Source organism: Sphingobacteriales bacterium (genome assembly GCA_016700115.1).
GTDB lineage: Bacteria > Bacteroidota > Bacteroidia > Chitinophagales > UBA2359 > UBA2359.
In genome coordinates, this window is the sequence record CP064999.1 from 4,805,971 (window position 1) to 4,820,387 (window position 14,417).

A 14,417-nucleotide genomic window follows, 5' to 3' on the forward strand; every position below is an offset into this window, starting at 1 on the left:
CAGTTTTTGATTTGGTTTTAGGTCAATTTTCGGGAACTGTTTTGGTTTACTAAGTCACTAAACTCCGTTTTATCATGAGATTTTATAGCTTTTGCTTGTTTTTGTTATTGATGTTTTTAGCGAGTTTTCTTGTTTTTCAAAACGGATGTAAAAAATCAGGCAAAGAAAAAGAGAAAGTAAATTTGGAAGAAGTAAAGGCTGCTATTCAAAAGGAAGCAGATACTGTCAATTTTGTATTAAAAACAGCCGAAAGCTATTTAATACAAATGGAATACACAAAGGCAAAGGAGCATTTCAGAGAAGTGAAACGCATTGCTGCTTCAGAAGTACTGAAGCAATATGCAGATGAAAAACTCGCAGAAATTGATGAAAAAATTAAAGCCCTTCCGAATATAGAACCTGAGCCGAAACCGGAGCCTCCGACAGTTGAATGGTGGAACGGTCTCGATAAAGAATGGCAGGACATTTTAAACCCTGATTCGGACTATATTGAAGGTGAAGGAGATTATATCACAGGAGAAGCCGATCAAAAGCAAGTTACTTATTTGTTTGAAAACAGGTTGATGATTACAATGCCACAAAAAGACATTGCCGACATTGAACCGCTTCGTCCTTTGAAAAAAATGCAGGTGTTAATTCTTACGGGTACAAAAGTCTCTTCTCTTGAACCCCTGTCAGAACATACCAAAATGCTCTCGCTTAGATTTGAAAATACTCCGGTAGAATCTTTGGAACCTGTTGCAAAAATGACCAAGTTGCAGGATTTGCGTTGTTCATTTACCCCAATTTCATCTTTAGAACCGGTTAAAGAGTTGATATCGTTAAGATATTTAGATGCCTCATCCACTAAAATTAATGATATCGGGCCTATTTATGGATTACATTTATTAATCCACTTAGATATATCCCATACTAAAGTATCTTCCTTAGAACCCATACGAAATATAGGCGCATTGGAAACCCTTTCGTGTATTAACACACCGGTCAGTGATTTGCAGTATTTAACCAAATTAGGATTGTTGCGCATTCTTAACATCAGCGGCACAAAAGTAACCTCTTTAGAACCGCTCGCCAATTTGAAAAATCTGGAAAAACTGTATTGCAAAAACACCTCAATCACTCCTTCAGAAATTGAAAGATTTCAATCGCTCCATCCAACTTGTGAGGTGATTTATTGAAAGCAGTAAAAAAAGTAACCTGATTTTCTTATGAACAAAAGCAGGAATTACTGAGTTTAATTTCCATTTATGTCTAATTTTAGAAGCCTGATACCACATACAAACGCTATCTTATGAGTCAGTCCGAAAGCACAAAGAATCAAAACAAAAGCGGAAATGTTTTAGACTGGCAATTATTTAAGCGCGTTGTTGCTTTGGCAAAACCCTTTAAAGTACAATTTATAATTGCTACTTTTTTGGCTTTGTTGTTGGCAGGACTTAGCCCCTTACGTCCTTATCTGGTTCAGTTGACTGTTGACAATTATATCCTGGTTGGAGATGGAAAGGGTTTAAGCCGGATGACCATGTTGCTGGTATTTATGTTAGCACTCGAAAGTGTGTGCCGGTATCAGTTTGGTTATTTAACGTCCTGGTTAGGTCAGTCGGTCATTAAAAATCTTCGGGTCAGTGTATTTACCCATATCCTTAATTTCAGACTGCGTTATTTTGATACGACTCCTATCGGAACTTCCACGACAAGGGCAATCAACGATGTAGAAGCGGTAAATGATGTTTTTTCTGAAGGTATGATAACCATCATTGCCGATTTGTTTACCATTATTATGGTGCTTTCAATTATGTTTTATACTGATTGGAGGTTGACTTTTGTTTGTATGACCACCTTTCCGCTGTTAGTTTATGCCACTTATCTGTTTAAAGAAGGAATTAAAAAAACTTTTCAGGAGGTCAGAACACAAGTAGCGAGAATGAATGCCTTTTTACAGGAGCATATTTCAGGTATGGGTGTTGTTCAGATTTTTGCAGCCGAGCAACAGGAAATGGACAAGTTCAAAGAAATAAATCAACGGCAAACAGATGCTAACATCCATTCAATCTGGTATTATTCTGTTTTTTTTCCTGCAGTTGAAATCATCATAGCCACCGCATTGGGATTATTGGTCTGGTATGGCGCACATTCTGTCATCAGTAATTATACAACTTTAGGGGTTTTGATAGCTTTTATTTTATACCTGAATATGTTGTTTTACCCAATGCGGATGTTGGCCGATAAGTTTAATACCCTGCAAATGGGGATGGTTGCATCCGAACGGGTTTTTTCGGTTCTTGACCGCGATGAAAAGATTGCAGATACCGGTAAACTTACCGCAAGTTTCGAAGGAAACATCGGGTTCAGTCATGTATGGTTTTCATACAACGACAAAGATTGGGTACTCAGAGATGTAAATTTTGAAGTTCAAAAAGGGCAAACGCTCGCCATTGTTGGAGCTACAGGGGCCGGTAAATCATCTATCATTAATATTCTGAACCGTTTTTATGATATACAACAAGGAACAATTACCATTGATGGTACAGATATTAAGGATTATACTTTAGATTCTCTTCGAAGTAATATTGGTTTGGTTTTACAGGATGTATTCCTGTTTTCAGGTTCTGTTTTAGAAAATATTACTTTGAGAAATCCCGACATCAACCGCGAACAGGTCATTCATGCTGCTAAAATGATGGGAGCCGATGAATTTATAGAAAAGCTTCCGGGTGGTTATGATTATCAGGTTATGGAACGGGGGGCAACCCTTTCTATGGGTCAACGTCAAATGATTTCCTTTATCAGGGCTTTGGTTTTCAATCCGAGAATTCTCATTTTAGATGAAGCAACTTCATCTATTGATACCGAAACCGAACAGATGGTGCAGTATGCGATGGATAAATTGGTGCAAAACAGAACTGCCATCATCATTGCCCACCGTCTGTCAACCATCCAACATGCCCACCAAATTATTGTTTTGGACAAAGGTAAAATCGTTGAAATGGGGAATCATGAATCTTTGTTAGAACTCAACGGGCAATACCGCAAATTGCACGACACCCAATTTGGCGCTTTAATTGAACAAGCCTGACAATCAGATTTTTTTAGGTGGGGAACTTGTCTAAGACCAAGATCGGCTTCTGTCTTTTATACAATGTGCGGGTAAACATTTTCCATCTTTGTTTGTTGAAGAAAAATTAACTGAACCTCAACAAAGAGTCCTGTAAATGGCACTATATTCAATTAAAGACATTGAGAATTTATCGGGTATCAAAGCGCATACACTTAGGATTTGGGAACAGCGCTACAATCTTTTTAAACCTTACAGGACAGATACTAATATTCGTTTTTATACCGACAACGAGTTAAAACTCATTTTAAACGTTGTGCTGCTCAGCAAAATGGGGTATCGGATAGGAAAGATTGCCAGGATGAGTTCGGATGATATTAAGAAAAGCATAACCCATCTGAGTAAGTCTGAGTTAAAGTACGATACGCTGATCAATGAACTTACAGAAGCGATGATTGATGTGGACGAGGACAGATTTGAAAATATTATTTCTGCCTCTATTTCTCAACTTGGTTTGTTCAAAACAATGCTGAGGGTTGTTTATCCATTTTTAGAAAAAATCGGTATGATGTGGCTGACAAGCATTATCACTCCGGCACAGGAACATTTTATTACCAACCTGATTCGTCAAAAAATCATTGTGGCCATTGACGGGCAAGTTACAAAAGCAGACAAAGATTCAAAACATTATCTGTTGTTTTTGCCGGAAGGAGAATTGCATGAAATCAGTTTGCTTTTTTTATACTACCTCCTAAAATGCAAAAACCACAAAATCACTTACCTCGGCATGAGTGTGCCTTTGGCTGATGTTGTGGAGGTGTTCAAGCTGAAACAACCCGATGGTATTTACACGATTTTCACTTCATTGCCAACTGATGATGAGCTTGGGGCTTATTTGGGAAAATTATCCTCTTCTTTTGACAATTCACCTGTTTTTGTTTCCGGTATGAGGTTAGAAGGGTATAAAGAGCTGCCTCCAAAAAATGTCAGGCTACTGCATAAATTAGAGGAAGTGCTGGAATTGTTTCAGATATCTGAATAAGATTAAAAACCTTTATTCCAAAACATTGATGACCGAACCTTCCAAAGCAAGGCAGGTTTCTTTAAATACTTTGCGCGCTTCTTTCAGAAAACGATCCGTTTTTTCGTATCGGGATGAGAAATGCCCTAAATATAACCGCTGTACCTTGGCGGCACTTGCTATTTTTGCGGCATCGGTTGCTGTTGAATGTCCCCGCGCGGCAGCAAATTCCTGCATATCCTCAAGATAAGTGCTTTCATGGTACAATACATCTACTCCCTTTAACAACGGAATTAAGTTTTCATTAAAAGATGTGTCGGAACAATAGGCGTAAGAACGGGGAACCGGAGGGTCCTCGGTTAGCTCCTGATTTGAGATTACTCTGCCTGATGGGGTGATGAAATTATCCCCCTTTTTGATGCCGTCAATCAGGGAAAAGGGGATTTGATATTCCTGAATTTTACCGGCTTTCATTTTACGGTCAACTATTTTTTGTTTTAACAAAAAACCGGTACAGGGTAACCCGTGAATCATAGGCAGCGTGCTGATACTAAGGTGTTTGTTTTCAAAAATTACCCCTGTTTTACCGGCATCAACCGGTTGAAAGATAATCGGATACTCAGGTTTGTAGCCTTTGGATGAAACCATCTGATGCAATTCCAATACTTTCAAGAAATCGGGAGGGGCAAACAAGTAAAGGGGTGATTTCCGGTCGGTTAACATGAAAGTGTCGAGCAGCGGGAGTAGGCCGTGAAAATGATCGCCATGTAAATGAGAGATAAAAATATGGTTGATTTTATGGTATCTGATCCCGTACTTCTGCAACTGCATTTGCGTGCCTTCACCACAATCTATCAAGAACAGGTTTTCGTTTACATTGACCAACTGTGCGGAGGGGTGCCGGTCATACACCGGCATTGCCGAATTAGAACCAAGAATGGTTACGGTAAAAGTCATGGTCAGTTCGATAAGATGATTGGCAAAAATTCAGGTTCTTGTATTCAGATGCCTTCCGATAAAAAAACGGGCAAAAAATGGACTTGGGATAATTACATTACACCGGACCTACCATGTTTTCCGGAACTACCCATTCGTCGAATTGTTCTGAGGTGAGCAATCCGAGTTGCATGGCTACTTCTTTGAGTGTTTTTCCCTCAGCGTGTGCTGTTTTTGCAATTTTTGCTGCATTGTCGTAGCCTATTTTAGTGTTCAGGGCTGTTACGAGCATCAATGAATTTTGAAGGTGTTTTTTTATTGCTGCATAGTTTGGCTGAATTCCTACGGCACAGTGTTTGGAGAAAGAACCGGCAGCATCGCCTAAAAGTCTGGCTGATTGAAGCAGGTTGTAAATCATCATGGGTTTAAAAACATTGAGTTCAAAATGTCCGGAACAGCCACCCACGTTGATCGCAACATCGTTGCCCATTACCTGTGCGCAAACCATGGTCATGGCTTCCGATTGGGTTGGATTTACCTTTCCGGGCATGATGGAAGAACCCGGTTCGTTTTCGGGGATGGTGATTTCGCCGATTCCGCTTCTTGGTCCTGATGCTAAGATGCGGATATCGTTTGCAATTTTCATCAGGCTTACTGCCATTGTTTTTAATGCGCCTGAAGCTGCGACTACTGCATCGTGGGCGGCGAGGGCTTCAAACTTGTTTTCGGCGGTGATGAAGGGATGACCGGTCAATTGTGCTATTTGACCGGCTACTTCTTCGGCATACCCTTTGGGAACGTTGATTCCGGTGCCTACTGCCGAGCCTCCCAATGCGAGCTCAGACAAATGATGGAGGGTATGACGTATTGTCCGAAGGGAATGGTCTAACTGGGATACATACCCGGAAAATTCCTGCCCAAGCGTTAACGGGGTTGCATCCATAAAATGGGTGCGACCTATTTTAACCACTTTCATAAACTCCTCGCTTTTTTGTTTCAACACGTTTCGGAGTTCTTCGATGTTAGGGATGGTGTGTTCTACGATTAAACTGTATGCAGCGATGTGCATGGCAGTCGGGAAGGTATCGTTTGAAGACTGGGATTTATTGACATCGTCGTTTGGGTGGAGGATTTTTTTTTCATCGGTCAAAAGTCCTCCTGACAAGACGTGGGCACGGTTGGCGATTACCTCATTTACATTCATGTTGGTTTGTGTGCCGGAACCGGTTTGCCATACTACCAAAGGGAACTCATCGTCTAATTTACCGGCTGATATTTCGTCGCAAACCGTGGCAATCAGGTTTGCTTTTTCGGCGCTGAACTCATCGCAGATGACGTTTGCAAATGCAGCCGCCTTTTTAAGGATGGCGTAAGCCCGGATTATTTCTACCGGCATCTTTTGACCGCCAATGGTGAAGTTCTGAGATGACCGTTGGGTTTGTGCTCCCCAATATCTGTTTGCGGGCACTAATACAATGCCCATGGTATCTTTTTCGGTTCGGTAAGGTACTGACATGAATTTATTTGTTTTTTTGAAGAATTGCAAAGATAGGGGTTAAGTTCGGAAAGTTGGTGTTTAGATTTGGTTTGACATAGCCGACACCTTTAACAACAGCGCCGATAGATGGACTGTTTAACCCTGTTTCTTTTCTTTTCTGTTTACTTTGGTTAAATTCTGTACCTTGCAGCCCTGAGCTCATCTGATTGCTTAATACATGTTGTCAATTGTTCAAACACATCAACTAACCGGACATACTGCTGCTGTTTTTGCCCTTTCAGCGGCAGAAGAACCTTCCTGTTTTTATAGCGCAGATGGCAACGGCTGGGTGGTGAAATGGGATTTGAGGGAGAAAGATTTAGGAACAGCCGTTGCGCAGGCTCCTTCCAATGTGTTTTCGTTGAAGCTTTTACCCATTCCCCGGCTTTTGGCGGTTGGAACTATGCAGGGAACGCTTTATTTTATTGATTATCACCAGAAAACTTTGTTGGATTCGTCTATACAGACCGGCAAACCCGTGTTTTGTGTGGAGACTAACCAAAGCGTGATGTATTTTGGTTCGGGAACGGGTCAGCTTTTTGAAACAGACATTGCTACGCTTGCCATTTCCCGCCAACTTCAGATTTGCCTAAGCAGTATCCGCAGTATTCATATTCACCCCGTTTTACCTGTTCTGGCTTTAGGTTGCAGTGATAACTTGGTTTATTTAGTCAATCTGGAAACGTTTGAGATTTCCGAAGTGCTATCTTTTCACCAAAGCTCCGTTTTCTCGGTCAGGTTTTCACCCGATGGGCGTTATTTGCTTTGCGGTTCACGGGATGCATATTTGTCGGTTTGGGAGATGAACCCGGGGAAATCCTCCGTTTTATTGCACACCATCCCTGCGCATTTGTTTACCATCAACAGCCTGACTTATCTCCCACCCTTTTCTTTGTTTGCTTCTGCCTCGCGCGACAAAACGATTAAGCTCTGGGATGCCGAAACTTTTGAATTGCTTAAAGTGATTGACCCTTTGAAATCTGACAACCGGAACACTCATAAAAACTCGGTGAACTGTTTGCTGTGGTTGCCCGATGTTCAGGCTTTGGTTTCGGGCGGGGACGACCGGACTTTGTTGGTCTGGCAGATTTCGACCTGATTTGAAGGAAAAAATTCCATAAAAAATGTAGCCTGACTTTTGTTTTTAACCTGCAATGTTGATTACTTTTGTTTTTACCTTAAAAAATTGAAGCAGATGCACTTGTGATGCCCGACTTTTTAATCTTTACTTATATTTTTGCCCCCTCAAATTTTAACCTCAACGCGACATGATACTATCAGACAAAATGATTATGGAGCATATCCGGAAAGGCTCTATAGTTATTGAACCTTTCAGACACGAATGTTTAGGGACGAACTCTTATGATGTGCATCTGAGCCGGTATCTTGCGGTCTATAAAAACCGCGTGCTGGATGCGAGGAAACACAATGAAATTGAGGAGATGATTATTCCTCCCGAAGGTTTGATTTTGCAACCGGGCACGTTGTATCTGGGCGTTACCGAAGAATATACCGAAACGCATGAGCATGTTCCGTTTCTGGAAGGCAAATCGAGCATCGGGAGGTTGGGAATTGATATTCATGCCACTGCGGGCAAGGGGGATGTGGGCTTCTGCAATACGTGGACGCTGGAAATATCGTGTGTTCAACCGGTAAAGGTGTATGCCGGGATGCCGGTCGGGCAGTTGATTTATTTTACCATTGAAGGGGAAATCAACAACCTTTATCACAAAAAGATGAACGCCAAATATACGAAACGGACGCTTAAACCTGTGGAAAGTATGATGTGGAAAAACACGTTTTAATTGGCAATTAGCAATTGGCAATTGGCAATTGGCAATTGGCAATTGACAATTGACAATTTGTGCCTTTTTTTAATGTTGGTTTTATAAAAAGGAAAAGAAGCCCAAAAAAACCATTATCCATTCTCCATTCTCCATTATCCATTATCCATTATCCATTATCCATTATCCATTATCCATTATCCATTATCCATTATCCATTCACACTTAAAAACCTAATCCCTGTTGTGCAGGTGAAGGCGTATCATTGAGGAGATAACATTGATTGCTACATCGTTATTTCCGCCCTGCGGCACGATAATGTCTGCAAAACGTTTGGTAGGCTCTATAAACTGCTGGTGCATGGGCTTTACCGTTTTCTCATACCGGTCTAACACCTGTTTGATGCTTCGCCCCCGTTCCAAAATATCGCGGCTGATACACCGGATGAGCCTGTCGTCTGCATCGGCATCTACATAGACCTTGATGTCCATGCAATTTCGCAGGTTTTCATCGGTCATGATTAAAATTCCCTCTACAATTAACACATCGTTGGGCTGGATGAGGAGGGTTTCGTGCTGCCGCGTGCAGGTAAGGTAGGAATAGAAGGGCATGTGGATGGGTTGCCCGCTTTTCAGGAGGGTTACATGCTCGACCAATAGTTCAAATTCGATGGAAGCGGGATGGTCGAAGTTGAGCAGGTGTCTTTCTGCCAAAGGCAAATGGCTGTTGTCGCGGTAATAATTGTCTTGCGGCAGGACAATGACGCGGTTTTCGGGCAACAAGTCCACTATTTTTCTGACAACGGTTGTTTTTCCCGAACCGGTACCTCCGGCAATTCCTACTACGAGCATATTGAGTTGATGCGGGTTGCGGATTGATGATGTTTGCGCAAATTAACAACTAATTTATGAAACGGCTGAACTGAAATGGGGTAAATCTCTGACGTTGAAATAATTTGCTACTTTTGGGGAGCAATTATTTTACCAAACTCCTTAATTTTCGGGTTATGAAAAGATTACTCCTTTACCTGTTGCTGCTTCAGATTTTGATTTTACCTGCCGTTCGACCTGCCTTTGCCCAAAATGACGTGCCTGCCCCTACCCTTGCCTTTACCATTCCCCATGACCCGTCTTTCGGATTTTACCCCATCGTTACGGGCAGCTTTGGGTTAAAACCAAACCTCAGTTTTACCTTTTATGGCATCTTCTGGACTAATCCGGGGTTTGCCAATGCTTTTCCTGCCGGAACGGACTGGTTTTTGGAAGCCGGTGCCGGGGTCAGTTTCCTGCCTGCCGAGGGATTATTGGTCAATCCCTCAATTGGGTTTACCCATGGCAAACTGCTTTCGGGCGGTGCGGAAGGGGTTATTGCGGATGGGATGGTTCCGAACCTTGCTCTTTTTTACAACAAAGGGCGATTGGAAAGCGAGCTGTATGCCGCCTATTACAAAGCCCTGCGTAAAGAAGGCCCCGTAACGACCGACTATTTTCTGGGATGGATTTTTGCCGGTGCAGTGTTGCATCAGTATGTATCGGCTGGTGTGCACTATGAACAATTCGATATTACCCGAATGACCCATGCAGAGGCTAAAAACCTTTACCGCTGGTTAGGACCATACATCAAATTTACCCTGCCAAAGGGCTATTATTTCCGGTTTTCGGCGGGGGCAAATTTTACCCGCAACGAAGGCTTCTCGTCAGAGTTTTACCGGTTGGGATTGTTTTTGCCGGTGATGTAGGTCAACCGATTTTTTATCAAAAATTTATTGGTTCCGGGTTAGTATTTCAGGTAATGGTCTCATTGGCTTTTTATTGACCGGTGTTGTGGCTTTTTTGCCTGAAAACGGGGCTTTATCCTTTTTTTGATTGCTACTTTTGGTTTAAAACTGAGCTATATTTACCCCAATACCTCCAAACTTTATCTCCAAAATTCTTAGGTTTTACTACATTCGCAGTCAAAAACATTGCTTTACCTATTCATAAACATATCGCATGTCTTTTCAAATCCACAGTTTTGAGCAATATCTCGAAGTATATGCCCGCAGTGTGGCAGAACCCGAAGCCTTTTGGGCAGAAATTGCCGGTAGTTTTGTGTGGCACAAAACATGGGACAAAGTGCTGGAAGGCGGCTTTGAAAAAGCGGATGTCCGCTGGTTTCAGGGCGGAAAACTGAACATCACCGAAAATTGTCTTGACCGGCACCTGGCGACCCGTTCCGAAAAAACAGCCCTGTTATGGGAGCCTAACGACCCGAACGAAGTCGGGGTTAGCTGGACATACCGGCAACTCTACGAAAAGGTCTGCGAGTTTGCCAACGTGCTCAAAAACTATGGCGTTTTAAAAGGCGATCGCATTTGTATTTACCTGCCTATGGTTCCCGAGCTGACCGTAGCAGTCCTGGCTTGCGCGCGCATCGGGGCGGTACATTCCGTAGTGTTTGCCGGTTTTTCGGCACAGTCGCTTTCAGACCGGATTAATGACTCGTCCTGCAAGCTGCTGATTACTGCGGATGGTTTTATGCGGGGGTCGAAAATGGTTGCGCTCAAAGATATTGCAGACGAAGCGCTCGCCGCAGCACCATGTATCGAACGGGTCATTGTTTTGCAGCGCACCGGAATGTTTACCCATTTTCAGCCGCAGCGCGATGTGTGGTGGCACGAAGCAACCGCCGGCGTTGATAAACACTGCCCCCCTGTGCCGGTAGATGCCGAAGATATGCTGTTTATCCTCTACACCTCCGGAAGTACCGGAAAACCGAAGGGCGTGGTGCATACCACCGGCGGATATATGGTCTATGCGGCTTACACATTTCTCAATGTTTTTCAATACCGCGAAACCGATATTTACTGGTGTACGGCTGATATCGGGTGGATAACCGGACATTCGTATATTGTTTACGGGCCTTTGCTGAACGGGGCAACGGTGCTGATGTATGAAGGCATACCGACCTGGCCGGATGCCGGTAGGTTCTGGGAAATCTGCGACAAATACCGCGTCAGTATTTTTTATACCGCCCCTACTGCCATCCGCTCGCTGATGGCTGCCGGTCTGGAATTTGTGGCTGCCCACCGTTTGGACAGCCTTCGGGTGCTGGGCACTGTGGGCGAGCCTATCAACGAGGAAGCGTGGCACTGGTATCACCGGTTTATCGGAAAAAAACGCTGCCCGGTGGTGGACACATGGTGGCAAACCGAAACCGGAGGCATGATGATTTCGGCACTGGCGGGCATTACCCCTCTAAAACCTACCTTCGCTTCGTTTCCTTTGCCCGGTGTTCAGCCGTGTTTAGTCAGTCCTGACGGCCACGAAATTGATGAAAACGGTCAGGAAGGCTTGCTTTGCATCAAATTTCCATGGCCGGGAATGATACGCACAACTTATGGCGATCATGAACGCTGCCGTTTGACCTATTTTGCGGCGTTTAAAGGAAAATATTTTACCGGAGACGGATGCCGGAGGGATTTTGACGGGCAATACCGAATCATCGGCCGGGTGGATGATGTTATCAATGTTTCGGGACACCGGCTCGGTACGGCCGAAATAGAAAACGCCATCAACCTGCATCCTTTGGTGGTCGAATCTGCGGTGGTGGGCTTTCCACACGACATCAAAGGGCAGGGCATTTATGCGTATATCATCAGCAATGCTTTAGTGCAAAACGAAGAAGCCCTGAAAGAAGAAGTTCGCCAAACCGTGAGCAAAGCCATCAGCCCCATTGCCAAACCTGATAAAATATTGGTCGTGAGCGGGTTGCCCAAAACACGAAGCGGTAAAATCATGCGCCGCATTCTGCGAAAAATTGCCGAAGGTGATGTTTCCAATCTTGGCGACACCTCCACCCTGCTCGATCCGGGGGTGGTGGATGAAATTACCGCCGCCGCCGGTTTGAAATAACTCAGTCTGTTTGTAAATACAATCCATTTTTATACCTGCAAAATAGCTTCCTTTTACTTATCCCATATCCTATGCACCGGTTTGTTGTTCTATGTTTCAGTCTGATGTATGGCTTTCTCCTGTCTGGAGGGTTGTTGTTTCAAACACTGAATGGTCAGACGGTTACAGAAATCTGGAATACCGGAAACTCGCCCCTTCCCGGCAACGAGATTAACTGTATCGCCCTCGACCAAAGTGGAATTGTATGGATAGGCACCGAAAGCGGGCTGGCTTCCTTTAACGGCAACAACTGGGAGGTATTTACCACTGCAAACAGCCCTCTGACCGACCACCGCATCCGCAGTCTGGGCGTGGATGACCAAAACCGGATTTGGGTGGGCACATTCAACGGCGGATTAGCCCTGTATGACAGCGGCGACTGGACCACCTACACCACCGCCAATTCAGGCTTGCCCGACAACTACGTGAAAAGCATCGCCTTTGACCCCGATCAGCGTCTTTGGCTCGGGCTTTCGGGCGGGCTGGCAAGTTTTGACGGCACCCAATGGCAACTCTTTACCGCTACCGGTGCCGAAGTGCTGCTCAACAACGTGAACGATGTCATCTTTGACCTGTCCAAAAACATTTGGGTCTGTACCGTAAACGGCGGGTTGGTTTCGATGGGTAAAAACGACATGTTGATTGCCTTTAACCTTGCCAATTCGGGCGTGCCCGACAATACCCTGCTCGCTATTACCTCCGGAACAGACAACGTGAAATGGATGACCACCCCCACTGACGGCATCGGGCGCTATGACGGCACCCTTTGGCAAACCTTTAACACGTCTAACTCCGGTTTAGCCTCAAATTTGGTAACCGATATTGTTGCCGTACCTCAAAACGAGGCTATATATATAGGTACAACCAACGCCGGACTTAGTATCTACCACCCCCCTGCCAACACCTGGAACAACTTAACCACCGGCCTGCCTGACCTGCACATCACCGCCATCGCCGCTTCAGAAGCCGCCTCTGCCGGTGTCAATCTCTGGTTGGGAACAAATACGGGCGGCTTGGTCCTGGTAAATGACAATATCACTTCGGTCAATTTTCCTGCTTCCCACACTTTTACCCCCTATCCCAATCCTGCCCGTCACCTTGTGTGTCTGAATTTACCCCCTACTGCTTCTGTTGTTAAGGCTCAAGTCTTCCCGGTTGCCTCCGGTAACTGTGTTTTGGAAACTGCACCGGTAAACACAAACTGCTTTTCAGTCGAAAATTTGCCGGATGGTTTGTATTTCCTCCGGCTGTGGTTTGACGATGGTCAATCTTTGGTGGTGCGGTTTGCTGTTTTGCGGTAAAATGGTTTATTTCTTGGTTTAAAACCCATATAATTTGCCAAACCTTACAGGTTTGACCAATAATACGGATTGTAATATTAAAATAGTCCAATCAAGATAATGGCAGTTGATATTTTTTGGAACTTAAACAATCTTGTTATCCTTATCCCGTAGGGATAATATATTGGTAGCTGCGAAAAAAAACCTGTCATCATCATTCCGTAGGAATGTAACAAAGGTTGTAAAAGAAGTTGTTCTATGTAAATTACATGCCTACGGCATTGAGATTCCTTGGTTGGGCAATTCTACCAATATTATATGCCTACGGCATTGAGATTCCTTGGTTGGGCAATTCTACCAATATTATATGCCTACGGCATTGCGCTTATCACAAAACGACAGAATTTGGGGTGCACAGCACAATTGGTTTGGACTAAACAGAATGTCCAATTGGTATAACCGTTATCGTAACCGTTACAGACCTGTCTCTTTATACAAACTTGCCTCCGTAACTGTTACAGACAAATGTCTGTACAAAAATTTATCTCCGTAACCGTTATAGACCTGTCTGTTTATACAAACTTGCCTCCGTAACCATTACAGACAAATGTCTGTACAAATATCTGTCTCCGTAACCGTTACAGACCTGTCTTTTTATACAAACTTGCCTCCGTAACCGTTACAGACCTGTCTCTTGATAAAGACAAACCTTTAAGGATTTGAAAAACTTATAGATTCCACTAAAAAAAACCGCTTTCTTAAAAAAAAATGGTCAAAAAAATCAAAAAAAAAGTTGATCGCTTAAACTTTTTATTACCTTTAAAGATTGTTTAGTAATTCAGTATCTGATTATATCATTTTAAACTCCTGAA

11 protein-coding genes are annotated in these 14,417 nt (G+C 43.5%); 8 read left to right on the plus strand and 3 right to left on the minus strand.

Features of this window, described 5'->3' with window-relative positions; genetic code table 11:
• Positions 1 to 74 precede the first annotated feature (74 nt).
• The 3 genes from IPM47_17155 to IPM47_17165 all read left to right on the plus strand — a co-directional run bounded on the left by IPM47_17155 (position 75) and on the right by IPM47_17165 (position 4,097).
• Positions 75 to 1,178 (plus strand): leucine-rich repeat domain-containing protein, encoded by a 1,104-nt coding sequence (locus IPM47_17155; protein ID QQS28557.1) that lies wholly within the window; start codon positions 75 to 77, stop codon positions 1,176 to 1,178.
• A 113-nt stretch (positions 1,179 to 1,291) separates the two neighbouring features.
• Positions 1,292 to 3,076, plus strand: a complete 1,785-nt coding sequence (locus IPM47_17160) for an ABC transporter ATP-binding protein (GenBank protein QQS28558.1) — start codon at positions 1,292 to 1,294, stop codon at positions 3,074 to 3,076.
• Positions 3,077 to 3,212: 136 nt separating this feature from the next.
• Entirely contained in the window at positions 3,213 to 4,097 is an 885-nt protein-coding gene (locus tag IPM47_17165; protein QQS28559.1) for a MerR family transcriptional regulator, read from the plus strand.
• 12 nt (positions 4,098 to 4,109) lie between these two features.
• On the opposite strand, the gene IPM47_17170 is transcribed toward IPM47_17165, so the two are convergent.
• Both IPM47_17170 and fumC read right to left on the minus strand, forming a co-directional pair.
• Complete coding sequence (locus tag IPM47_17170; protein QQS28560.1) at positions 4,110 to 5,033, minus strand: ribonuclease Z; 924 nt, start codon at positions 5,031 to 5,033, stop codon at positions 4,110 to 4,112.
• A 97-nt stretch (positions 5,034 to 5,130) separates the two neighbouring features.
• Positions 5,131 to 6,528: a class II fumarate hydratase gene (gene fumC / locus IPM47_17175; protein ID QQS28561.1), complete on the minus strand. Its 1,398-nt coding sequence runs from the start codon at positions 6,526 to 6,528 to the stop codon at positions 5,131 to 5,133.
• Between the two features lie 199 nt (positions 6,529 to 6,727).
• Here fumC and IPM47_17180 point away from each other — a divergent pair, with 199 nt between their 5' ends.
• Both IPM47_17180 and IPM47_17185 read left to right on the plus strand, forming a co-directional pair.
• On the plus strand, positions 6,728 to 7,648 hold the full coding sequence (locus tag IPM47_17180) for a hypothetical protein (protein ID QQS28562.1): 921 nt from the start codon (positions 6,728 to 6,730) through the stop codon (positions 7,646 to 7,648).
• 169 nt (positions 7,649 to 7,817) lie between these two features.
• Positions 7,818 to 8,354 (plus strand): dCTP deaminase, encoded by a 537-nt coding sequence (locus IPM47_17185; GenBank protein QQS28563.1) that lies wholly within the window; start codon positions 7,818 to 7,820, stop codon positions 8,352 to 8,354.
• Positions 8,355 to 8,566: 212 nt separating this feature from the next.
• Here the strand turns inward: IPM47_17185 and udk are convergent, their stop codons facing one another.
• Positions 8,567 to 9,184 carry a uridine kinase gene (udk, locus tag IPM47_17190; protein QQS28564.1) on the minus strand — a complete coding sequence of 206 codons (618 nt, stop codon included), beginning with the start codon at positions 9,182 to 9,184 and terminating at the stop codon, positions 8,567 to 8,569.
• Positions 9,185 to 9,339: 155 nt separating this feature from the next.
• Here udk and IPM47_17195 point away from each other — a divergent pair, with 155 nt between their 5' ends.
• From IPM47_17195 to IPM47_17205, 3 genes are all read left to right on the plus strand, one after another.
• Positions 9,340 to 10,071, plus strand: a complete 732-nt coding sequence (locus IPM47_17195; GenBank protein QQS28565.1) for a hypothetical protein — start codon at positions 9,340 to 9,342, stop codon at positions 10,069 to 10,071.
• Between the two features lie 253 nt (positions 10,072 to 10,324).
• The gene (gene acs / locus IPM47_17200; GenBank protein ID QQS28566.1) at positions 10,325 to 12,226 is read left to right on the plus strand and encodes an acetate--CoA ligase; all 1,902 of its coding nucleotides are present in this window, start codon (positions 10,325 to 10,327) and stop codon (positions 12,224 to 12,226) included.
• A gap of 71 nt (positions 12,227 to 12,297) precedes the next feature.
• Positions 12,298 to 13,566, plus strand: a complete 1,269-nt coding sequence (locus IPM47_17205; GenBank protein QQS28567.1) for a hypothetical protein — start codon at positions 12,298 to 12,300, stop codon at positions 13,564 to 13,566.
• Positions 13,567 to 14,417 lie beyond the last annotated feature (851 nt).